Annotated in this window: 25 protein-coding genes; 5 read left to right on the top strand and 20 right to left on the bottom strand. The window is 65.6% G+C overall.

Annotation, left to right across the window (positions count from 1 at the left end):
- Nucleotides 1-777, top strand: a complete 777-nt coding sequence (purQ, locus tag AC6CH3_RS06820; protein ID WP_498131702.1) for a phosphoribosylformylglycinamidine synthase subunit PurQ — start codon at nucleotides 1-3, stop codon at nucleotides 775-777.
- Nucleotides 774-3,092: a phosphoribosylformylglycinamidine synthase subunit PurL gene (gene purL, locus AC6CH3_RS06815; protein WP_498131701.1), complete on the top strand. Its 2,319-nt coding sequence runs from the start codon at nucleotides 774-776 to the stop codon at nucleotides 3,090-3,092. Before purQ ends, purL begins: the two co-directional genes overlap by 4 nt.
- 125 nt (nucleotides 3,093-3,217) lie before the next feature.
- Here the strand turns inward: purL and AC6CH3_RS06810 are convergent, their stop codons facing one another.
- Genes AC6CH3_RS06810 through AC6CH3_RS06790 form a run of 5 tightly spaced genes read right to left on the bottom strand, consistent with a single transcriptional unit; the run spans nucleotide 3,218 to nucleotide 5,780 of the window.
- Nucleotides 3,218-3,871, bottom strand: coding sequence for a type IV toxin-antitoxin system AbiEi family antitoxin (locus tag AC6CH3_RS06810; protein ID WP_498131700.1), 654 nt, complete (start codon nucleotides 3,869-3,871; stop codon nucleotides 3,218-3,220).
- A gap of 13 nt (nucleotides 3,872-3,884) precedes the next feature.
- Nucleotides 3,885-4,178, bottom strand: coding sequence for a DUF503 domain-containing protein (locus AC6CH3_RS06805; RefSeq protein ID WP_498131699.1), 294 nt, complete (start codon nucleotides 4,176-4,178; stop codon nucleotides 3,885-3,887).
- Between the two features lie 18 nt (nucleotides 4,179-4,196).
- Nucleotides 4,197-4,820, bottom strand: a complete 624-nt coding sequence (locus AC6CH3_RS06800; protein ID WP_498131698.1) for a hypothetical protein — start codon at nucleotides 4,818-4,820, stop codon at nucleotides 4,197-4,199.
- Nucleotides 4,821-4,834: 14 nt separating this feature from the next.
- Nucleotides 4,835-5,383 carry a DUF1990 domain-containing protein gene (locus AC6CH3_RS06795; RefSeq protein WP_498131697.1) on the bottom strand — a complete coding sequence of 183 codons (549 nt, stop codon included), beginning with the start codon at nucleotides 5,381-5,383 and terminating at the stop codon, nucleotides 4,835-4,837.
- Nucleotides 5,376-5,780, bottom strand: a complete 405-nt coding sequence (locus AC6CH3_RS06790; RefSeq protein ID WP_498131696.1) for an MmcQ/YjbR family DNA-binding protein — start codon at nucleotides 5,778-5,780, stop codon at nucleotides 5,376-5,378. The genes AC6CH3_RS06795 and AC6CH3_RS06790 overlap by 8 nt, the downstream gene beginning before the upstream one ends.
- 45 nt (nucleotides 5,781-5,825) lie before the next feature.
- On the opposite strand from AC6CH3_RS06790, the gene AC6CH3_RS06785 reads away from it, so the two are divergent.
- A complete protein-coding gene (locus AC6CH3_RS06785) occupies nucleotides 5,826-6,854 on the top strand; it encodes an isopenicillin N synthase family dioxygenase (RefSeq protein ID WP_498131695.1) in 1,029 nt (342 codons plus the stop codon).
- Nucleotides 6,855-6,882: 28 nt separating this feature from the next.
- Here the strand turns inward: AC6CH3_RS06785 and AC6CH3_RS06780 are convergent, their stop codons facing one another.
- The 7 genes from AC6CH3_RS06780 to AC6CH3_RS06750 all read right to left on the bottom strand — a co-directional run bounded on the left by AC6CH3_RS06780 (nucleotide 6,883) and on the right by AC6CH3_RS06750 (nucleotide 12,663).
- Nucleotides 6,883-7,308 (bottom strand): CoA-binding protein, encoded by a 426-nt coding sequence (locus AC6CH3_RS06780; protein ID WP_498131694.1) that lies wholly within the window; start codon nucleotides 7,306-7,308, stop codon nucleotides 6,883-6,885.
- 232 nt (nucleotides 7,309-7,540) lie between these two features.
- Nucleotides 7,541-8,236: a hypothetical protein gene (locus tag AC6CH3_RS06775; protein ID WP_498131693.1), complete on the bottom strand. Its 696-nt coding sequence runs from the start codon at nucleotides 8,234-8,236 to the stop codon at nucleotides 7,541-7,543.
- Nucleotides 8,233-8,781 (bottom strand): RNA polymerase sigma factor, encoded by a 549-nt coding sequence (locus AC6CH3_RS06770; RefSeq protein ID WP_498131692.1) that lies wholly within the window; start codon nucleotides 8,779-8,781, stop codon nucleotides 8,233-8,235. The genes AC6CH3_RS06775 and AC6CH3_RS06770 overlap by 4 nt, the downstream gene beginning before the upstream one ends.
- 111 nt (nucleotides 8,782-8,892) lie before the next feature.
- A complete protein-coding gene (locus AC6CH3_RS06765; RefSeq protein ID WP_498131691.1) occupies nucleotides 8,893-9,423 on the bottom strand; it encodes a hypothetical protein in 531 nt (176 codons plus the stop codon).
- A 210-nt stretch (nucleotides 9,424-9,633) separates the two neighbouring features.
- Complete coding sequence (locus tag AC6CH3_RS06760; RefSeq protein ID WP_487440125.1) at nucleotides 9,634-10,923, bottom strand: adenylosuccinate synthase; 1,290 nt, start codon at nucleotides 10,921-10,923, stop codon at nucleotides 9,634-9,636.
- A 40-nt stretch (nucleotides 10,924-10,963) separates the two neighbouring features.
- Complete coding sequence (locus AC6CH3_RS06755; RefSeq protein ID WP_498131690.1) at nucleotides 10,964-12,061, bottom strand: DMT family transporter; 1,098 nt, start codon at nucleotides 12,059-12,061, stop codon at nucleotides 10,964-10,966.
- Nucleotides 12,058-12,663 carry a TetR/AcrR family transcriptional regulator gene (locus AC6CH3_RS06750; RefSeq protein WP_498131689.1) on the bottom strand — a complete coding sequence of 202 codons (606 nt, stop codon included), beginning with the start codon at nucleotides 12,661-12,663 and terminating at the stop codon, nucleotides 12,058-12,060. Before AC6CH3_RS06750 ends, AC6CH3_RS06755 begins: the two co-directional genes overlap by 4 nt.
- Nucleotides 12,664-12,876: 213 nt before the next feature.
- Between AC6CH3_RS06750 and AC6CH3_RS06745 the strand changes: the two genes are divergently transcribed.
- Nucleotides 12,877-13,512, top strand: a complete 636-nt coding sequence (locus AC6CH3_RS06745) for a uracil-DNA glycosylase family protein (RefSeq protein WP_498131688.1) — start codon at nucleotides 12,877-12,879, stop codon at nucleotides 13,510-13,512.
- A 67-nt stretch (nucleotides 13,513-13,579) separates the two neighbouring features.
- Here the strand turns inward: AC6CH3_RS06745 and AC6CH3_RS06740 are convergent, their stop codons facing one another.
- From AC6CH3_RS06740 to AC6CH3_RS06730, 3 genes are all read right to left on the bottom strand, one after another.
- Complete coding sequence (locus AC6CH3_RS06740; protein ID WP_498131687.1) at nucleotides 13,580-14,011, bottom strand: DUF3151 domain-containing protein; 432 nt, start codon at nucleotides 14,009-14,011, stop codon at nucleotides 13,580-13,582.
- 2 nt (nucleotides 14,012-14,013) lie between these two features.
- Nucleotides 14,014-15,033 (bottom strand): class II fructose-bisphosphate aldolase, encoded by a 1,020-nt coding sequence (gene fbaA / locus AC6CH3_RS06735; protein ID WP_400577676.1) that lies wholly within the window; start codon nucleotides 15,031-15,033, stop codon nucleotides 14,014-14,016.
- A 449-nt stretch (nucleotides 15,034-15,482) separates the two neighbouring features.
- A complete protein-coding gene (locus AC6CH3_RS06730; RefSeq protein WP_498131686.1) occupies nucleotides 15,483-16,157 on the bottom strand; it encodes a TrmH family RNA methyltransferase in 675 nt (224 codons plus the stop codon).
- A 54-nt stretch (nucleotides 16,158-16,211) separates the two neighbouring features.
- Here AC6CH3_RS06730 and AC6CH3_RS06725 point away from each other — a divergent pair, with 54 nt between their 5' ends.
- Entirely contained in the window at nucleotides 16,212-17,042 is an 831-nt protein-coding gene (locus tag AC6CH3_RS06725) for an HAD-IIA family hydrolase (RefSeq protein ID WP_498131685.1), read from the top strand.
- Between the two features lie 7 nt (nucleotides 17,043-17,049).
- Here the strand turns inward: AC6CH3_RS06725 and AC6CH3_RS06720 are convergent, their stop codons facing one another.
- From AC6CH3_RS06720 to AC6CH3_RS06700, 5 genes are all read right to left on the bottom strand, one after another.
- The gene (locus AC6CH3_RS06720; protein ID WP_498131684.1) at nucleotides 17,050-18,090 is read right to left on the bottom strand and encodes a thioesterase domain-containing protein; all 1,041 of its coding nucleotides are present in this window, start codon (nucleotides 18,088-18,090) and stop codon (nucleotides 17,050-17,052) included.
- Nucleotides 18,091-18,150: 60 nt separating this feature from the next.
- A complete protein-coding gene (locus tag AC6CH3_RS06715) occupies nucleotides 18,151-18,765 on the bottom strand; it encodes a hypothetical protein (RefSeq protein WP_498131683.1) in 615 nt (204 codons plus the stop codon).
- Between the two features lie 80 nt (nucleotides 18,766-18,845).
- Nucleotides 18,846-19,625: a GAF and ANTAR domain-containing protein gene (locus AC6CH3_RS06710; RefSeq protein WP_498131682.1), complete on the bottom strand. Its 780-nt coding sequence runs from the start codon at nucleotides 19,623-19,625 to the stop codon at nucleotides 18,846-18,848.
- An 84-nt stretch (nucleotides 19,626-19,709) separates the two neighbouring features.
- Nucleotides 19,710-20,294, bottom strand: coding sequence for an orotate phosphoribosyltransferase (gene pyrE / locus AC6CH3_RS06705; protein ID WP_498131681.1), 585 nt, complete (start codon nucleotides 20,292-20,294; stop codon nucleotides 19,710-19,712).
- Between the two features lie 112 nt (nucleotides 20,295-20,406).
- On the bottom strand, nucleotides 20,407-21,654 hold the full coding sequence (locus AC6CH3_RS06700; RefSeq protein ID WP_498131680.1) for an FAD-dependent oxidoreductase: 1,248 nt from the start codon (nucleotides 21,652-21,654) through the stop codon (nucleotides 20,407-20,409).
- Between the last annotated feature and the right edge of the window lie 3 nt (nucleotides 21,655-21,657).

Here is a 21,657-nt window from a genome sequence, read left to right as displayed (position 1 = left end):
ATGACTGAACTCCCCCTGATCGGCGAGGCAGTCGCCGGCGCTCCAGGTGCCCGCAGCCTCGCGGGCGCGAAGATCGGCGTCATCACCTTCCCCGGCACGCTCGATGACCGCGACGCTGCGCGCGCAGTCCAGCTCGCGGGCGGCACGCCCGTATCGCTGTGGCACGCCGACACGTCACTCGGTGACGTGGACGCCGTCATCATTCCCGGTGGCTTCTCGTATGGCGACTACCTCCGGGCAGGCGCCATCGCGCGTTTCGCGCCCCTGATGTCCAAGGTCATTGATGCCGCCAACTCCGATGCCAGGCTGCCGGTGCTCGGCATCTGCAACGGCTTCCAGATCCTCACCGAGTCGCACCTGCTGCCGGGATCGATGATCAAGAATGACCACCTGAAGTTCATGTGCCGCGACCAGGTGCTGCGCGTCGAGAACAGCCGCACCGACTGGACCCTCGATTACGCCGAGGGCCAGGAGATCACGGTGCCGCTGAAGAACCAGGACGGCCAGTACATCGCCGACGACAAGACGCTGGACGCGCTCGAGGCTGAAGGCCGCGTGGTGTTCCGGTACGTGGGCTTCAACCCGAACGGCTCACGCCGCGACATCGCCGGCATCTCCAACGCAGCCGGCAACGTGGTGGGCCTCATGCCGCACCCCGAGCACGCAGTGGAACCCGGGTTCGGCCCGGCATCCCTGGACGGCTTCGGCGGGACCGACACGGACGGCCTGGGCTTCTTCACTTCCGTACTGAACAAGATTGTGGGAGGCGCCAAGTGACCACCTCAGCTGAAACCGTCGGCAAGAAGTTCAACATCGACACTGTCGAGAACGCGGCCAAGACCCCGGACACCGAACTCCCCTGGGCCGAGCTGGGCCTGAAGCAGAACGAGTTCGACGAGGTCGTGAAGGTCCTGGGCCGCCGCCCCACGGGCGCCGAGCTGGCCATGTACTCCGTCATGTGGAGCGAGCACTGCTCCTACAAGTCCTCCAAGAACCACCTGCGCCAGTTCGGCGAAAAGGTGACGGACGAGATGAAGAAGGACATGCTGGTCGGCATCGGCGAAAACGCCGGCGTCACCAACCTGGGCGACGGCTGGGCCGTCACGTTCAAGATCGAGTCCCACAACTCGCCGTCGTTCGTGGAGCCTTACCAGGGCGCCGCAACCGGCATCGGCGGCATTGTCCGCGACATCATCTCCATGGGTGCCCGCCCGGTGGCCGTCATGGATCCGCTGCGTTTCGGTGCGATCGACCACCCTGACACGGCCCGTGTCATTCACGGGGCCGTTGCCGGCATCGGCGGCTACGGCAACTCGCTGGGACTGCCCAACATCGGCGGCGAAATGGTCTTCGACTCCGTGTACCAGGGCAACCCGCTGGTGAACGCGCTGGCAGTCGGCGTCATGCGCCACGAGGACATCCGCCTCGCCAACGCGTCCGGCAAGGGCAACAAGGTGGTGCTGTTCGGTGCCCGCACCGGCGGCGACGGCATCGGCGGCGCCTCGGTGCTCGCCTCGGAGTCCTTCGACGACACCAAGCCGTCCAAGCGCCCCGCCGTCCAGGTGGGCGACCCGTTCGCCGAGAAGGTCCTGATCGAGTGCTGCCTTGAGCTGTTCAAGGGTTCACTGGTGGAAGGCATCCAGGATCTGGGCGCTGCGGGCATCTCCTGCGCCACGTCCGAGCTCGCCTCCAACGGCGACGGCGGCATGCAGGTTGAACTCACCTCCGTGCTGCTGCGCGACCCCACCCTGACCCCGGGCGAAATCCTGATGTCCGAGTCGCAGGAACGCATGATGGCCGTGGTCACCCCCGAGAACGTGGCCGCTTTTGAAGCAGTCATGGACAAGTGGGCCGTGGAGTACTCCTGGCTGGGCGAGGTGACCGACACCGGACGCCTCATCATCACCTGGGACGGTGAGGTCATCGTCGACGTGGACCCGCGCACCGTGGCGCACGACGGTCCGGTCTACGACCGCCCGTACGCCCGGCCGGAATGGCAGGACGGCGTGCAGGCGGACGCGTTCACCGGCTCCGTCCAGGACACCGGCCGTCCCTCCGCCCCCGCGGAACTGGCCGCCGCCGTCACCGAGCTCATTTCCTCGCCGAACATGTGCGACAAGTCCTGGATCACGGACCAGTACGACCGCTACGTCGGCGGCAACACGGCTTTGGCGTTCCCGGACGACGCCGGCGTGGTCCGCGTGGACCAGGAATCCGGACTGGGCGTTGCCCTGGCCACCGACGCCAACGGCCGTTACACCTACCTGGACCCATACCAGGGCGCCCAGCTGGCACTCGCCGAGGCGTACCGCAACGTGGCCACCTCCGGCGCCGTGCCCATGGCCGTCAGCGACTGCCTGAACTTTGGCTCCCCCGAGGACCCTGACGTGATGTGGCAGCTCGCCGAGGCCATCCGCGGCTTGTCGGACGCCTGCATGGAGCTGGGCATCCCTGTCACGGGCGGCAACGTCTCGCTGTACAACCAGACCGGCACGACGCCGATTTACCCATCCCCGGTGGTCGCTGTGCTGGGCAAGCTCGACGATGTCGCACGCCGCACACCCTCGGGCTGGCGCGAGGACGGCCAGGCCATCTACCTGCTCGGCACGACGGCCGCGGAACTGGACGGTTCGGAGTGGTCGAACCTGCGCGGACACCTCGGTGGCCTGCCGCCCAAGGTTGACCTGGCGGCCGAACGCGCCCTGGGTGAAATCCTGATCAACGCCTCCCGCGACGGCATGGTGGACTCCGCGCACGACCTCTCCGAGGGCGGCCTCGCGGCAGCTCTCGTGGAGTCCTCACTCCGCTATGGCGTCGGTGCCCGGATCGCGCTGCAGGATGTTCTGGACCGCGACGGCATTGACCTGTTCACGGCGCTGTTCTCCGAGTCCCAGGGCCGCGCCATCGTGGGCGTCCCCCGCTCGGAGGAAGTCCGCTTCACGGACATGTGCACCGCCCGCGGCTTCGCCCACATCCGGATCGGCGTGGTGGACGCTGCCAGCGGCCAGCTGGAGATCAACGGCGTGGACGCACTCCCGCTCGACGCCCTCCGCGAAGCCCACGAGGCCACCCTGCCGAAGTACTTCGGCTAAGCCCCACCGTCGCCCTAGCCTCGCAAGCTCGGCCAGGGAACCCTGACGGCGTGGGCCCACCCCATCGATTGCTCCGTTACTGCCCTTTTGATCGCTCAGAAGGGCAGTAACGGAGCAATCGTTGCTTAATGACCTGGCCGCCAGCCGGCCCTAAGCAGTGCGTTACGGACTTTGGCCACCGCGGCCTTGGCACCATGGACGATGTGGCGCTTGGAGATGCGGACCTCCGTCCAGCCCAGGAATTCGTACCTCTCGGAACGGGCGATATCCCGGACAATCTGTCCTTCATCGCCATGGTGTTCACCCTCGTGCGGGGAGTCGGAGCCTATGCGGATGAGCTTGATGGCTTCCTTGGCTTTGCGGATACCTCGTTTACCTTTATGACGGTCGATCATCCGCTGGAGGTCATCCAGACTGCACACCGGCAGGTCCCTGCCCTCCAGCTCTGCACGCGGAACACGAACGCAGCTGTCACCGGCGACCACGAGTTCGTCGACGCTTAACATTTCGGCCAGATCCAGCCATGTTCGCTCCGGAGTGGTGATGGGGATCCCGTCCAGCACGGTGACCTCGTCCTCATAGAGCTTCATGCGGTGGACGATCACATGGGGGCGGTTGAGGTGGGCTGCGCCCTCCGGGCGGATCACGTGGTACATCTGCAGTTCCTCCTTCTGCCGGCGACGCGGCAGCGAGGAGAGCTCCGCGGCGGTGAGGTGGGATGCGGCGCAGCTGCTCCAAGACAGCCCTTCCGCACTCTCAAAAGGGCCGCTACGGAGCAATCGATGGTGGGGCTCAGTCCTCGCTGTGAATTTCGCGCTGGCGCGCGCTGAGCAGGTCCACTTCAGGGCGGGCGGCCACAAAGCGTTCGACGGCGGTGAGCACCTCCACGAGGTGCGCCCGGTCCGCGGCGACGAGGCCGGCGCCGAGCCGGGTGCGCCGGTATTGGTCCTGGTCCCCCACCTCCGCCACGGAGACGTCGTAGCGCCGTTTCAGTTCCGCGAGCAGCGGCCTGACCAGGGAGCGCTTCTCCTTCAGGCTGTGAACATCGCCCAGGAGGATGTCGAACTCAATCCATCCGATCCACATCCCCTCATGCTAGCGGCGTCAGCCGGCGAGGGCGTGCTCGCATTCTGCGATGGCATCGCGGGCGTACTGCTGCTGGGCCGGCGTTCCCACCCTGTCCGCCCATTGCTCGGCCAGTTGAAACTCCACGAGCGCCTCGGCGAAACGGCCGGCGCCATGGAGCGCCCAGCCCAGATTATTGTGCAGCGCCACCATCCAGCGCCTGGTGCTTGGGTCATGGGCCGTGGAAGCGTACTCAAGCGCACTCCGGGTCCACAGTTCCGCATGCTCAGCATCGGCGATGGCGAGCATGTGAAGGGCATCCACGGCGAGGAACTCCTCACCCAGGTGGTCACCCAGCTCTGCGGCCTGTTCGAACAACGGAACCGCCATCGCCGGGTGGCCGCTGGAGTTCAGGATCCGTCCGCGCTCGAGAATGATGCGGATGCCGATCGTGGGTTCGTCTTCGCCGTCGATCGAATCCAGCAGGGAATCGGCTTCCTCGAAGCGGCCCTGCAGCCCGATCGCCCGGCCCAGCTGGGTGGCGAGCTCCGCCCTTTCATCGGCATCGTACTTCTGGTCGTCCATCGCGTCCCGGAACCGCCGTTCGGACAGCCCGGGGTTGTCGAAATCCCACAGTCGGTCAAGGGTCTTTTGGTCCAGCATGTACCGTCTCCTGATCAGCTTTCACCGGTTGCGAGTTGGCGTGCCCCTTCAATGTATCGGGAAGTGATGTGCCGCTGCGCCGCCCTGGCCAGCAAACCGCCTGCGGTGTAAAACCAGTTCGAGTGCCTGCTGAAGGCCGTGATCTTGAGAAACACCCGTTGCTGTTCGTCGATTGCCACTTCAAAGGCTTCCTCACCCCGTGCGGGATGGCCGGGCAGTGTTCCATAGCCAAAGCCGGCTGACTGCGGCCCGGCGCCCGGCTCAGGCTGCCGTACCCAGACCACCTCGCAGGGTGCGTTGATGCGGAAAGGCCCGACGCCGAAGCCGCTCACCACGCGCGCGCCGGGAACCACGGCGTCGGACTCGGTGCGGACCCTCAGCCCGGAGCGGCGCTGCAACTCCCAGGAGAGGATGCCCCGGGCCACCCGGCGGTACGTCGCGTGGCCCTCGCCCAGATACGTCTGCGTGACCAGGCAAGGGAACCCCGCAGGGGGCATCCCGCCCTGCGTGGAGCCGATTCCCGGATAGTTGAGCTCACCCTGCGCCAGACGTCTTTCAGTCATTGCCCACCAGTCTGGCCCATCCGAGTTGCTCACGCTGCTTCCGGCTCAGCGAGGCAACCACGAGGTCGTAGGAGTCCTCCACCATGTCGCGAATCATGTCGTCCGGCAGTGAGCCATCCAGCCGGACGCCGTTCCAGTGCGACTTGTTCATGTGCCAGGCGCCGGTGATCTCGGGATGCACGGCCCGCAGCTGTTCGGCCAGTGCCGGTTCGCATTTCAGGCTCACGGACCAGTCTTCCGGGTCCATGGTGGACGCCGCGAACATCTTGGCCTCGTGTCTGGCTCCGCCCGCAACGGCCGCCCGGACTTTGAAAACCGACGTTTCCGGGCCGAACGGGAAGTCCTCAAACGCGCCAGGAAACGACAGGCAGATTTCCCTCAATTCGGCTGGATTCATGCAGCGAGCCTACAAAGCCTTTCCCTGCGGTGCTAGTCTGCGAGCATGGCAGCAGGTCAGCAGACCATACCCGTGCTTGACCTTGGCGCGGCACGCCAGGCCGATGGATCGTTCAGCCCGGACTTCATAGACAAGCTCCGCGATGCCATGCACCGGGTCGGCTTCTTCCAGGTCACCGGCTACGGAGGTTCACCCGGCCAGGCGAAGGAGCTGCTGGCCACGATCAAGCGCTTCTTTGATTTGCCCCTCGAAGAGCGGATGAAGCTCGACAACCGGCTCTCGCCCCATTTCCGTGGCTACACCCGGATGGGCACGGAAGTCACCCAGGGAAGGGCGGATGCGCGCGAACAGATCGACTACTCGCCAGACCGCGAACCAGTTAGGGACTATCCTCCCGATCAGCCGTACTGGCTCCTCCAGGGCCCGAACATGTGGCCGGATGAAGCACTGCCGGAGCTGAAGCCGGCGGCTATGGCATGGGCCGGACTCATGGCCGAAGTGGGCGCGGAACTGATGCGCGCCATCGCCGTTTCCCTCCGGCTGCCGGAAAACTACTTTGATGAACCCTTCCGGGACTCACCGGCCTGGATGGGCAAACTGGTCCACTATGTCGGCGGAGTCGTCGAGGAGGCCGGCGATCAGGGCGTCGGCTCGCACGCGGACTACGGATTTGTGACCCTCCTCCTGCAGGATGAGGTGGGCGGGCTGGAAGTGCTGCCGCCGGGCGCGAGCGACTGGGTGCCGGTGGAGCCCATCCCCGAAGCCCTGGTGGTGAACCTCGGTGAAATGCTGGAGGTGGCCACCGAGGGCTACCTCGCCGCCACGATCCACCGGGTGCAGGCGCCGCCACCCGGCGTGGACCGTTATTCCGTGCCGTTCTTCTGGTCGCCACGGCTCGATGCGGTGATCGATCCGGTACCGCTCCCGGCAGAACTCAAGGCGCAGGCCCGCGGCATTTCCGACGACCCGTACAACCCGATGCTCGCCTCGTTCGGGCTGAACATGCTCAAGGGCAGGATGCGGGCGCACCCGGATGTCACGGAGCGTCACTACCCGGAGCTGATGAAGCGCTGAGCTGGTCCGGACCTTGGCCCGGCAACGGTCAGAGCCCGTAGTGCCAGCCTTCGCGGGCAGGGCAAGAGTCCACCACGACGTCCAGCCCGGCGGCCTTTGCACGCTCCACGGCGGCGTCATCGAAAACACCCAATTGCAGCCAGACTGCCTTGGCGCCGACGGCGATTGCCTGGTCAATGACCGGCCCGACCTTGTGCGAGTTCACGAAGCACTCCACGACGTCGATCGGGTGCTTCGCCGGCGGTATGTCGGCCAGGGAGCGGTACCCCTTCTCCCCGTGAACATCATCCCCGCGCAGGTTCACGGGAATGATCTCCATGCCCATCCGGTCACGGACGTACAGGGCCACGTCATAGGCGGAGCGCCATTCGTTCGTGCTGAGGCCGACGATGGCCCACGTCCCCTTCGTTCGCATGAGGCGTTCAATCACTGCTCGATCGTTAACGTGTGCCATGCAGCAAGCCTACTCCTGCGGGCTTTGCCCACGTTCATCGAATAAGTGAACGCCTCAGCGGACGGCAGTCGGCTTGGAAGAAACCGCCGACGGAGAGGAACAAGAAAAGTGCCGGCCTGGACATTGATGGGGGACAATGTCCAGACCGGCACTCTCACTTTAGGTAATCGACGGGCGCGCCCGGGAAGTTACGCCGATTCCAAAAGTTTTTGGAACTTTTTTTGCGGCCGAATCAGGGCTTCCCGGGGACAGGCTCCGTGGGGATTGCGCTGGGCACCGCGCCAGGGACAGTCGGTGGCAGCGAAGGAAGTGACGGCAGCGGTTTTGCCGGCAACTTGGGAGCGGCGCCGGTCCCGGGAATAGCGGGCACGTCTGTGGGACGGGCAGGCGGAGTCAGCATCTGCTCTCCATCACCAGGCTCAGCTGAACCATTCGAGTGGCCCGGCTCGGCCCCGGCTGGTGCCGACGGCGAGGCCGTTCCCGCCTCGACCGGCGCTGAAGGTACCGCCGAGCCCGTTGGCCCAAGCACTGGAGGCATGTCAGCGGGCGAAAGAGGGGCCGTGTCGGGCTCGGGTGCGGTCGTCCGGCCCGCAGGCTGGAGAATGATCTCCACAGTGTGGCCCACGCTGCGGCGGAAGTCCTCGCTGGACGCTGCCACGGCGCCGGCGCCAAGGCCCATTGCCCCGACCACTGCGGCGCTCACTACGATTCCCATCCTCCGCTGCCTGTTGCGGCGGCGCAGTTCCAGGCTGGCCACGCCCGGCGTGAGCAGTGCGGCGAGGTCCGCGCGGGGCGCCGGGGCAGCAACCTGGGACAGCCCGCGCAGTTCCTCGAGGGACCTGCGAAGATCGGCGTCCTCTTCGAGCCCGGAATCCAGGAGGATCGCCTGGATCTCTCCGTCTTCTCGGCCTGTCGGCGTGACACTCATGATGCTGCGTGGTCCTTTTCCTTGACGAGTTCGCGCAGGGCAATGAGCCCGCGCCGCTGAAGCTGTTTGATGGCCCCGGGGGTCTTGTTCATAATGCCGGCCACCTGTTCGACCGAGAGGTCCGCGACAATCCGCAGGACCAGGACTTCCCGCTGCTCGTCATTGAGCTTCGAAAGCGAGGAGGTTATTCCGCCCAGCGACCCGAGGACCTCGTCCTCGGCGGACCGGGACCGCCGCTGGTCCTGCGACGGGTCGAATTCGGTCAGCTGGGGCGTTCTGGCGGACCGGCGCCGGTAATCGACGAGCCGGGCGTGCGCCACCGAGAAGATAAACGTCCGCAACCCGGTGTGGCCGCCTTTAACACCGGTCAATTTTGGCAGGATATCCACAAAGACGTCCTGCGTCAGGGCTTCGGCGTCGTCCACACCGCGGGCGCGGAAATAGCCGAGAACGGCGGGGGAAATGGTGCTGTAGACAGCGCTGAAGCCGGAAGGGTCGCCAGCAAGGGCGGCTGACAATTCGTCATCGGTCAGCTGGGCTGCCAAGAAGCTGTCCTTCCCTTACTGCTGGTGTGCGGCGGTAGTAAGCCTAGCCGCCGCACACCTCGCAACCCTATTTGGGGATCGCCCTATTGCGCGATCCCGTAAGGGATCGTGTTACTTGCCGGCCTCGGGCAGGTCGGCGTCAGCTTCAGCGTTGGCCTCGGCATCGGCGGAGACCGACGGGGCAGCCGGCGAGCCGACCTTCTCCGAAACGTCCGGGACAGCCGGGGTAGCGGGAACGGCCGGGGTAGCGGGAACGGCCGGGGTGGCGGGAACAGCAGGCGTAGCGGGGATGGCGGCGTTCACGTCAGCACCGGCGCCCGAGACGTTGACCTGGGCGTTGGCGGCATTCTTGTCCGCTTCCAGAGCGGCGTCAGCAGCGTCAGCAGCCTCGCCGGCGGCCTTGGCCTTGGCGTCCGGCGTCGCGGGAACGGCGGGGGTAGCCGGAACTGCGGGCACCTCCGGGACCTCGGGCGTGGAGGGAACAGACGGCGTGGCCGGAACGGCGGGCGTAGCGGGGGTCACCTCTGCGTGCTGCGAGCTGGCTACCTGGGCCGCGTTGGCCAGTCCGATGCTGGAGAAACCTCCGATAGCGATGATGGCGGCGCCGACAGCAATCTTGGTGGTCTTGCTAACACTCTTCATGAGAAAAAATCATCCTTTGGTTGGTTGAAGGCCGGGCCGGGGCCGATGGGGGACGGTCCCGGCCCGGCGCTTACACATACGTAATCGCAGCGGATGGTGCGGAGGTTACGCGGCAACGGAAATTCTTTTTTTGGCCGGATGCACGACGGCGGCGGGCCACCTTAAAGGTGACCCGCCGCCGTCGGGACTGCTGGCGCTGCAGCCGGAGTGTCAGTCGTTGATAAGGTCGTTCAGCACGATCGTCTGGTCGCGGTCGGGGCCAACACCGATCGCCGAGAACCGCGTGCCGGACAGCTTCTCCAGGGCCAGCACGTAGTTCCGGGCGTTCTCGGGCAGGTCCGCGAGCGTGCGGGCGCCGGTGATGTCCTCGGTCCAGCCCTCGAAGTATTCGAAGATGGGCTTGGCGTGATGGAATTCGGTCTGGGTCATGGGCATTTCGTCGTGCCGGACGCCGTCGACGTCGTAGGCCACGCAGACCGGGATCTGCTCGATGCCCGTGAGGACGTCCAGCTTGGTGACAAAGTAGTCCGTGAAACCGTTGACGCGGGAAGCGTGGCGGGCCAGGACGGCGTCGTACCAGCCGCAGCGGCGCGGGCGGCCCGTGTTCACGCCGAACTCGCCGCCGGTCTTCTGCAGGTACACGCCCATCTCATCGAACAGCTCCGTGGGGAACGGGCCGGCGCCCACACGCGTGGTGTAGGCCTTGATGATGCCGATGGAGCGTGAGATCCGGGTGGGGCCGATGCCGGAACCCACCGAGGCGCCGCCGGCGGTCGGGTTGGACGACGTGACGAACGGATAGGTGCCGTGGTCAACGTCCAGGAACGTGGCCTGGCCACCCTCCATGAGCACCACCTTGCCCTCGTCCAGGGCGGTGTTCAGCACGAGGGTGCTGTCGATGACCAGCGGACGCAGCCGTTCCGCGAAGGAAAGGAAGTAGTTGACAATCTCGTCAACCAGGATTCCCCGGCGGTTGTATACCTTGACGAGGAGCTCGTTCTTCTGGCGCAGCGAGCCTTCCACCTTCTGGCGCAGGATGGATTCGTCGAAGACATCCTGGACGCGGATGCCGAGGCGGGCCACCTTGTCCATGTAGGCGGGGCCGATTCCGCGGCCCGTGGTGCCGATGGCGCGGCTGCCGAGGAAGCGCTCGGTGACTTTGTCCAGCACCTGGTGGTACGGAGCGACGAGGTGGGCGTTGGCGGAGACGCGCAGCTTGGAGGTGTCGGCGCCGCGGGCTTCGAGGCCGTCGATCTCCTGGAACAGAGCCTCCAGGTTCACCACGCAGCCGTTGCCGATGATCGGAACCGCGTTGGGGCTCAGGATGCCGGCAGGAAGGAGCTTGAGCTCATACTTCTCACCGCCCACGACGACGGTGTGCCCGGCGTTGTTGCCGCCGTTCGGCTTGACGACATAGTCGACGCGGCCGCCAAGCAGGTCGGTGGCCTTACCTTTGCCTTCGTCGCCCCACTGGGCTCCGACGATCACGATTGCTGGCATGGGATCCTCCCCCATTCGTTCGGGCCGATTCCCGCCTGCATCACCGTGGTGACTGGCCGGGGTCAGCGCCGTTCATGAGAATGCCCCGAATTTCATCGCCGGCGTCCGCGGTGTTAACCGCAGGGCTCAGCGCAAGAGTTCCGGGGCTCTTACCACCCAAGTTTAGCCGATCAGCAGCGGAAGTACCGTCAGGGCCGTCCGCCGGTGCGGCCGGTCCGTAACGCTTCGCGGGGGCAGGCAGCGTGAGGACGAACAGGCTGCCAGTAACAAGGGCGGCACCGGCCCAGGCCAAGGCCGGCAGCCGTTCGCCGACAACCAGCACAGCCAGGACGGCGGCCACCAGTGTCTCGGCGAGGGATATCGTCGTGGCAGCGCTCGCGCGGACACGGGCCAGCCCCCAGCCGAACAGGACGTAACCTGCGAACATGGGGACAAGCGCCATATACACGCCCACAGCCATGTTCTGCCAGGAGGCCACGAGCGGCGCACCCGTAATCGCCAGCACAGGCATGAGCAGCAGCCCGCCTATGCCGAAGACAGTCCCCATCACCGCCCTCGAGGGCACTCCGGTGTTGATCAGGCGGTGCGCAGCCCAGGAGTAGAGGGCGTAGGTGAGCCCGGCAACCAGCCCGAGGCCAATACCGGCGGGCGTGGACCATCCCCCGGCAGTGGCAGGGCCCGGCCCACCGTGTCCGGCGTCCGCAAAGCACAACAGCGCGGCGCCCGACAGGCCGAGCACTGCACCCATTGCCCACCGCCGGGTGAAGCGCCTCTTGTCCACAACGCGTTCAATGACGGCGGAGGCGAGGGGAGCCGAACCGATGGAGACCACGGTTCCGACAGCCACGCCGGCGAGGTGCATCGAGGAGTAGAAAGCGAGCGGGTATGTCGCGACGGCAAGGGATCCCAGTGCCACTGTTGCCCACTGCCGGCGCAGGGCGGCCGCGAAGACACGGATCGGCCCTGCCGCAACAGCGGCCTGGAGCAGGCCGCCCAAACCCATGGCCACCGCGCCGATCGCGAGGGGGCTGACGTCCGGAGCGAAGGTGGCGGCGGTGCCGGTTGTTCCCCACAACACCGACGCCGCCAGCACAAACCCCGCGCCCCACGTGCTCCCCGCAAAGCCGGCGGTCCTCACAGGCCGCCGATCAGTACGGCCGCGATGTCGCGGGCTTCCCGGACACACCGGTCGTTTCCTTCCAGGCCTGCACGAACCATCGATCCTTCAAGCAGGAAGGCCAGGTGCCGGGCAAGGGGAACCGCCTGCTGAGGCGAGTGCGCCAGGAGCTGGGCCACATGCTCGGATAACAACGCCTCAACCTCTTCCTTGTGGCGCCGGACCACAGCCCTGCCGGGATCGCCCGCCGGCAACTCGGCTGCTGCATTGAGAAGCCCACACCCCCTGAAGCCACGCTCATACGCGAGGTCGGCGTGGTCCGCATAGGCATCGAAGACTGCCAGGACGCGCTCCTTGTCGTTGGCTGCTCCGTCCAGCCTCGCCCGGTACAGCCCCATCCACTCCTCGTGGCGGGCGTTCAGGTAAGCCGTGACCAGCTCAGCCTTGGAGGCGAAGTTGTTGTAGAGGCTTTTCTTGGCGACCCCCGCCTCCGCTGTAATGGCGTCGATTCCCGTTCCGGCCAGACCGTCGGCGTAAAAGCGCCGCGAGGCTGCCTGGATCAGCGCTTGGCGGGCGTGCCCGCGGGGTGCTCGACTCTTTGGTGCTGCCTCTTGCCCGCTCATCCTCGTCCTCAACTTCTGCAGTAGTAGGTAGACCAGTCTACCTACTACGACGCACCAAGGAAGCAGGAGCGGAACTGGCCCTTGGTGCGGCTTGCTAAACTGATAAGGATCGATCAGGCATCGATCCACCCTCATTTCAAATCGTCCCGGACTTGGCGCGCCCGCTTCCGGTACGGCAGCGTGACCGATCCCCGCAGGAGACACCGCACTTACATGACAGCCATGGCTACTGAATCTTTCCGTGAACAACTCCTGAGCCGCCGTTACGAGCCCAATGTCGCAGCTGTCAATGAACTGTGCGACTCCCTTCAGAGCACAAAGCCTGGCACCCAGGTTCCCTACGTCGACCCCATGCACGACGTCGACGAGTGCCGCATCATCAGCCTGTTCTCCAACATCGGCACCGCCTCGCCGTCCGGGTTCATCACGGCCGGCGACGATGACGCCGCCACCCGCATGCTCGGACTGCAGTGGAAGCTGGGGCTGCGGCCCGAGTTCGTCATGCCGTGGAACGTGCATCCCTGGCATGTCCCGGGAGAGCCCAACGGCAAGTTCACCCCCGACCAGATTTCCGCCGGCCTGAAGCCCCTGCTGAAGTTCCTGGCCCTGGTCCCCCGCGCGTCCGTCATCGTCGCCCACGGCACCGAGGCCAACCGGCTGGCCAATATGCTCCTCAAGACCGAGGTGCCCCTGCTGTGGCGCCGCGGCCTCAAGACCTACAAGGTCCGCTCGCTGAGCGGCCGGGCCTTCGCCGGCACGCCTGCCCGCCAGCAGCAGTATCTCGACGAAATGCACGTGGTGTATGCGGATGCCATGGCCCGCACCGGCCTCCAGAAGGCCGCCAGCTAACGCTGAAATAACGACGGCGGGCGGTCACCTTCCAAGGAGAAGGTGACCGCCCGCCGTCGTGCTTAATTCAGTTGAGGTTTTCGCTTTGGATGGCTGCCTTGGCCGTCGGGTCCGAGTCATTGAGGAACTTCTCGATCCGCTCCGGTTCTTCGGCCTCGTTGATGGCCGCCGAGGCCCGGCCCAGCGAATACAGAGCGCGCAGGAAGCCGCGGTTGGGCTCGTGCTCCCACGGGATGGGACCGACGCCGCGCCAGCCGTTGCGGCGGAGCGAGTCCAGGCCGCGGTGGTAGCCCACCCGGGCATAGGCGTAGGAGTCGATCGTGCGCCCTTCCGCCCAGGCTTCCTCGGCCAGCACGGCCCAGAGCAGCGACGACGTGGGGTGCTTTTCCACGAGGTCCAGGGCCTCCTGGCCCGCCTCCAGCTGTTCGTAGACCTCAGTCTCGGCAGGCAGGAGGGTAGGCTCAGGACCCATCAGGTTCTTGCGGAACTCGTCAGACATGCCTAGAAGGTCTTGCCTGCGGAACCCAGCTGCTGGGTTGCTTCGACGACGCGGGCGGCCAGGCCGGCTTCGGCGGAGGCACCCCAGACGCGGGGGTCGTACGTCTTCTTGTTGCCGACTTCGCCGTCAACCTTGAGCACACCGTCGTAGTTGCGGAACATGTGATCCACCACGGGACGGGTGAAGGCGTACTGCGTGTCGGTGTCGATGTTCATCTTGATCACACCGTAGGACACAGCGTCCGCGATCTCCTGGTCCGAGGAACCGGACCCGCCGTGGAACACCAGGTCAAACGGGTTGTCCTTGCCGATCTTGGCGCCGACCTGGGCCTGGATGTCCTTGAGGATTTCCGGGCGCAGCTTCACACCGCCCGGCTTGTACACACCGTGCACGTTGCCGAACGTCAGCGCGGTGATGTAACGGCCGTTCTCGCCGGCGCCGAGGGCCTCGATGGTGGCCAGGGCGTCCTCGACCGTGGTGTACAGCTTCTCGTTGATCTCATGCTCGACGCCGTCTTCCTCGCCACCGACGGTGCCGATTTCAACCTCGAGGATGATCTTGGCCGCAGCCGCCCGTGCCAGCAGGTCCCGGCCGATCCGCAGGTTCTCGTCCAGAGTCTCGGCGGAGCCGTCCCACATGTGCGAGTTGAAGATCGGGTCCTTGCCGGCCTTCACGGCTTCCTCGGACGCGGCCAGCAGCGGCAGCACGAAGCCGTCCAGCTTGTCCTTGGGGCAGTGGTCCGTGTGCAGGGCGATGTTGACGTTGTAGTTCTTGGCAACCTCGCGGGCGAACGCCGCGAAGCCCAGGGAACCGGCAACCATGTCCTTGGTCGAGGCGCCGGACCAGTAGGCCGCGCCGCCGGTGGAGACCTGCACGATGCCGTCGGACTCGGCCTCGGCGAAGCCGCGCAGGGCCGCATTCAGGGTCTGGGAGGAGGTGACGTTAACCGCCGGGAACGCGAAGCCGCCCTGTTTTGCGCGGTCGATCATGTCGGCGTAGATCTCTGGGGTTGCAATGGGCATGCTGACTCCTAAAGTGAATTTCGTCTGCGGGTTGGGTTGACCCTGGAGTAAACCTCGTCGGCTACGAACCATCCTAGTCATTTCTTGGCACTGGCCGTGGTTCGGGTCACTCAGGCGGGTAACACTTCGCGGGCTTCACCCAGATGACACTTCACGGCAGTCCAGGCGCCGGACACTGCCGTTAAGTGTCATCTCGCGCGCCAGCCCCGGCTCTCCAACGCCGCCCGGACCTTGCTGACGACGGCGGGACGTTCACCTGCGAGGTCAAACTTGGACATCCAGCCAGGTCCGGGCTGGCGAGGTGAGCCCGGAGGGAGAAAGAGCCCTGCGTGAGATGCGCGGGTAGGGACGCCCTGTGCATGCTCCATTGTTGCCGATCGAGATGGCATTTCACGGCAGTCCGGGCTCGGCAACGGACACTGCCGCGAAGTGCCATCTCGCGCGCAGAACTAGACGTGCTGGCCGAAAACGTGCCGGCGCACCCACGCGTGCATGGCGATCGCCGCCGCGGATCCCGCGTTGATGGAGCGGGTGGAGCCGAACTGCTCAATCGAGAGGGTGGCCTCCGCGGCTTCATGCACCTCGGGGGTCAGGCCCGGGCCCTCCTGTCCGAAGACGAGGACGCACTTGCGGGGCAGCTCGTAGGTTTCCAGCGGCACGGAATCGGGGAAGATGTCGATCCCGATAATCGCCAGCCCCTCCCCCTGCGCCCACGCCACGAAATCCTCCACCGTGGGGTGGTGGCGGACGTGCTGGTAGCGGTCGGTGACCATCGCCCCGCGGCGGTTCCACCGCCGTCGTCCGATGATATGGACTTCCTTGGCGAGGAACGCGTTGGCGGTGCGCACCACGGTGCCGATGTTGAGGTCGTGCTGCCAGTTTTCGATGGCGATGTGGAAGTCGTGGCGCTTCGCATCCAGGTCGGCGACGATCGCCTCGTGCTTCCAGTAGCGGTACTTGTCCACCACGTTGCGCCGGTCCCCGTCCGCGAGGAGGGCAGGGTCCCAGTGGTCGCCTTCGGGCCGCTGGCCTTCCCAGGGCCCGACGCCGACCTCCGCCTTGGGCTCGGAGGCCTCCTCTGCGGTCGGCTGGTGTTCGGCTGGGGTCCCGGGCGTCTGAGTCACCCCTCAACACTAGACTGGGCTCCGAGAAAGCATTCATCACCGGCGGAGGAAAACATGGCGAAGGCAGACCAGGTACAGGAATCGGCAGCGGTTTACCGGAGCGGGCAGGAGATCGAGTGCTGGCTGACCGACATGGACGGCGTCCTGGTGCACGAGAACCAGGCCGTTCCCGGCGCCGCGGAACTGATCCAGCGGTGGGTGGACACGTCCAAGCGGTTCCTGGTGCTGACAAACAACTCCATTTTCACACCCCGTGACCTGGCTGCCCGGCTCCGCGCCTCCGGCCTCGAGATCCCGGAAGAAAACATCTGGACCTCGGCCCTCGCCACGGCCCAGTTCCTCAAGGACCAGGTCCAGGGCTCCGGTTCGGGCAACCGCGCCTACACCATCGGTGAGGCCGGGCTTACGACGGCGCTGCATGAGGCCGGCTTCATCCTCACCGACCAGAACCCGGACTTCGTGGTCCTCGGCGAAACCCGCACCTACTCCTTTGAGGCGATCACCATGGCGATCCGCCTGATCCTCGCAGGTGCGCGCTTCATTGCCACCAACCCGGACGCCACGGGCCCGTCCAAGGAGGGACCCATGCCCGCCACCGGGGCCATCGCAGCCCTGATCACCAAGGCCACGGGCCGCGAACCGTACATCGTGGGCAAGCCCAACCCCATGATGTTCCGTTCAGCCATGAACCAGATCGATGCCCACTCCGAGACCACTGCCATGATCGGCGACCGCATGGACACGGACATCATCGCGGGCATGGAGGCCGGGCTGCACACGGTGCTGGTGCTGAGCGGCATCACCCAGCGCGACGAAATTTCCTCTTACCCGTTCCGCCCCAACCAGGTGCTGAATTCGGTGGCGGACCTGAAGAGCCAGATCTGACACGCGGCTAGAACGGGGTCATCCTCCCGCCACCGCCGGGAAGCGGGAAGATCTGGTCCTGCAGGTCCGCCAGGATCGGCCGGTAGACGAACGGATTCCATCCCGGGCTGGCGTGCGCCGGAAGTGCCCCGTCGGTCTGCAGTTCCGAGGACGCCATGTTGGCGGCAAACGTCCGCGCCCAGGACCGGTGCGCCGTTTCGTAGTTGACCGTCTGATCCCGGGGATTCCCGATGTAGGCCATGCGGGCATCACCGATCTGCCCTGCGAACCGCGTGGCGTCGTAGTGGTAGATGTAGGCGGATTCTGACTGGATCAGCACGCTGGAGGGCGCAATGGGCGACAGCTGTTCCAGTGTCTGGTCCAGGATCTGCTGCCAGGTGCGCTCGTTCTTGTGCACCACACGTTCCCCCAGCTCATAGCCGCCGCGCAGCACTGAGGGCACCCGGAACCCCCGTTCGTAGAGGAACACCACGCCGTCGAACCAGCTCTGGTCCAGCACGTCGTATTTACTGTAGGGGCTGGAGTCCAGCACGATGAGGGACACCTCCACACCGTGCAGTTCGAGCAGGCGGGCCGCCACCTGCGTGGCCACCATGCCGCCGAAACTGTGGCCGTAGAAGTAGAGCGTGGTCAGGTTCCTGGCACGGACGTGCTCGATCACGGCGATGACGATTTGGTCGATGTCCAGCCCGAGATTTGAATAGCCGACGGCGGCCAGCTGGCCGCGCTGCCGCAGTGTTCCGCGCAGCGAGTTCAGGATCCACTGCGCTTCCTCCCAGCTGGTTTTGTAGCCGGGAAACAGGATCCAGCTGGCATTGGGGAAGTAGCTCTGGGCGAAATCGTCGTCAACCACCAGGACTTTGTGGACCTGACGTTCTATCTGGACCCGCTGGGTCAGCAGCATATCCGTGGCCAGAACCGACGCCGCTCCTGCCCCCATAAGGAAGGCCCGCCGAGAGAACCTTTTCAGCTCGGAGGCATGACGGATCAGCCGGGTCGCATCTGTACCCGGCGACGGCTCCGGACCTGCGGATCCTTCATACGGCACTCATCTACCCTAGGCACAGTTCAACCGCCGTGGGCAACTACCTGACGGCCTGCCGCGGACTCAGCAGCCCGCAGCCTGCTTCCCCGTCGCTTCGAAGAGTTCACGCCGGCCGAGCTCCTCACCAATGGCTTCGTACTGTTCCAGCAGTTCATTCCCGCAGCGGCCGGAGGGATCGTCCAGCAATTCAAAAATCGAGTCGCTTGCCGCCAGCAGCTCCGCCGAGGAGTAGCTGGACAGAGGGCGGAGGTTACACGGTGCCGGAACAACGGGCTGCGACGGATACGGCAGCGCAGTAGGGCTTCCCCCTTCCGCTGCACCCTGCCCGCTGCCTGCCATGAGCACCAGCGACACTCCTGCAGCGGCGGCAAACACATCCTGCAAGCCGGAGTCCTGGGCGTTTTTGTCCTGGGCATTTTTGTCCTGCGTGTTCATGTCCTGGGCGTTCATGGCCTGCGCGTTCAAATCTACGCGCAGGCCTGCGAGGGCAGAGGATTCCACGAATGCGGCACAGGACAGGTCCACGGTTATCGGGAAGGTGAGGCCCATGCCCCGGACACGCTTAATTTCGCGCAGGAGATCCGGCCGGGATGCCTGGGTTAGGCTGCCGCGGATGTCGATCCTGACGGCGCTGGCGGAGCGGTCGATATTGAGCCGGGAATTAAGCTGGTTGTCCATAGGTACTCCAAAAATGGGTGTCTATGGCCGACGGCTCAACCTTGGCCAGGGTATCCCGGGCAGGCCATGCGCACAAGCAGCTAGCCTGCGTGCACCTGCCCGGGCTCCTGGAAATGCGTGCGTGCCTCGGCGCCGCCCACCGAGTTCACCAGCGACGCCGCGATGTCGCGAAGCTTGATGTTGCTGTTGCTCGATGCATCGGTCAGGATGCGCACGGCTGTTTCCTGGCTGCACCGGTTTTGGGCCATGACGATGCCGACGGCGATGTCGATGACCGTCCGGGATTCAAGCGTGGCGCGCAGATTGGTGGCACTGTCCGTGTGAAGGGAAAACCTGACGGCCAGGCGCAGGGCCTGCGAGATTTCACGGGTGTAGCCGCGGGCGCGTGCCGCGGCAACCTCATTGAATTTGTGCGGCGCGTCGGAATATAGATTCAGTGCCGCCTTGGCATCACCCTGCAGATGGAACGGCAAAGAAAGCACGGAGCGCAGCCCATGGGACGCCACAGCATTCGCATAGTCCGGACCCCACCGGTTTTCCTCCAGGAGATCCGGCACATTGACTTCCCGCTCTTCCTCGGCTGCGGTGAGGCACGGTCCTTGGGACAGCGAGTACTGGATTTGATCCACTTCCCGGGCAGACTCGCTGCTCCAGCCGATGGTGGCCGCCTTGCGGTCGCGGAGCAGCGTTATGCCGCACAGGGCATCGTCACCGTCCCCCGCCACCTGGTGCGCGGAGTAGCGCGCAAGCTCGTTCAGGAAGGCCTCAAAGTCCGCGCTGTCCAGGATGAGATTCTGGATCTGCTCAACGCTGGTCAAGGCACGGGGACTACTGCTCTGGGTGGAATCAGGCGTACGCATGGCGAAGGTACTCCAGGGTGGAAATCTGATGCGGGTACGCAAATACTAGGCCACCCCGGAAGTGCCGTCCACAAGGGGTGCCGCTCAACTCAGGCCGAGTTCGTCCTTGCCGAAGGCGAACAGGTAGGGCACGCCGGTCTCGGCTTCGATCTTTTCCTTGGCCCCGGTGTCACGGTCCACGATCACGGCAACGGCCACCACGTTGCCGCCTGCCTTCCGAACACCCTCGACGGCGGTCAGCGCCGAGCCGCCGGTGGTGGACGTATCCTCCAGGATCAGGACCTTGCGGCCTTCGACCGACGGGCCCTCGACCTGGCGGCCCATGCCGTAGGACTTCTGTGCCTTGCGGACCACAAACGCGTCAACGGTGCGCCCGGCGTCGACGGCGGCGTGCATCACAGCCGTACCGACCGGATCCGCACCCATGGTCAGTCCACCGGCGCACTCAAAGTCGATCCCGGCGTCGTCCGTCAGTGAAAGCATGACCTGCCCAACCAGCTTGGAGGCCTCGTGGTGGAGGGTGATCCGGCGCAGGTCGATGTAGTAATCGGCCTCAGCACCGCTGGAGAGGATGACCTTGCCGCGTACAACGGCGAGTTCCTTGATCAGTTCAAGCAGGCGGGCACGGGCAGCAGCAGCATCTGCTGCAGGAACACTGGTGGCAGTCATGGGGTCCAGTTTAGTGGCTCAGCGGATTGTGAAGGCGCCGCCTCCGGCGCCGGCAGTGGCACCCTGACCCGCCTCTATGCGCAGTCCTATGGCACCGGGTTATGTCACCGGGCTATGGCACCGCCCGCGGTTCCTGCCGGCGGGCAAACCCTGGTGCATGCTCGGGCCGAGGACCAAAGGCAATCATGCGCGGCATGATCTTCCGGGCTGCCGGAACATGCTGAACCACGAAGAGCGGGAAAGCGGGGGCACCGGCCCTCCGGCCTGTGAACAGCGGCACAAAGACGGCGCGGTGCATAATCCGCTGGACTGTCTGGACAACGACAGTGGGCATCCGTCGCCGGCGCTGCACGGCTTCGAGGTCCTGCAGGCCGACGTGGCCCCGCAGCAGGCCGGGGGCGAGGCGCGCCGCGGCCGCAACCGCGTCCTGGATGGCAAGGTTGATTCCCACTCCCCCGGCGGGCGACATCGCATGCGCTGCATCACCGATGCAGAGCATCCCATCCACATACCAGCGCCGCAGCCGATTGAGGCGCACGTCAAGCCAGTGGATGTCATCCAGTGAACGGATGGCATCCACGCGGTCCGCCAGGTCCGGTCTCAGTGCGGCGACGCGTTCCCTGAACCGTTCCACCCCTTCGCTTCGGATGCGGGAGTCCGCACCCTTGGGCCCCATGTAGCCCATCTGGTAGTAGTCGTCCCGGAACAGCGCGATCATGGCCTCCCTGCCTTTGAACGCGGGAACGATCCCCGCAATTTCACCCTCCTCCGAGGTGTGGCGGGGAAGCTTGAACCACCAGGTGTCGAACGGCACCGGGAATTCCTTGGGCACGAGACCAGCGGCCTGGCGCAGGGCGGAATTTCGCCCGTCCGTGGCCACCACCAGGTCGGCGCGGATCGCGCCCTCGGTTCCGGAACTGGTCCGGTAGCGGACACCGGTGACCCGGCCGCCGTCGTATATCAGGGACGTGGCCGTGTGTTCCATCAGCAGCGTGAAGCTCGGCTCCTCCTCAGCGGCACGCGCAAGGAAATTGAGGAAGTCCCACTGCGGCATCATGGCGATGTAGTTATACGGCGGGCGCAGAGAGGCAAAATCGCCCAGGGTCACCAGGCCGACGCCCGGCACCGGGAATGCGACGTTGCGCAGCCGGCTCTGTGGCAGTTCGCGGAAGGCGCCGCCGAGGCCGAGTTCGTCTATGAGCCGGATGGTCGCTGCGTGGACGGTGTCGCCGCGGAAATCGCGGAGGAAATCGCCATGTTTTTCAAGGACCGTGACCTCGACACCTGCCCTCGCCAGCAGCAGGCCCAGCATCATGCCGGCAGGGCCGCCGCCAGCCACTACGCACCCTGTTCGCTCCATGCA

Source organism: Arthrobacter sp. GQ119 (assembly GCF_059759125.1).
The sequence above is the reverse complement of the archived record's forward strand: the minus strand, read 5'-3'. Positions and strand labels throughout refer to the sequence as shown.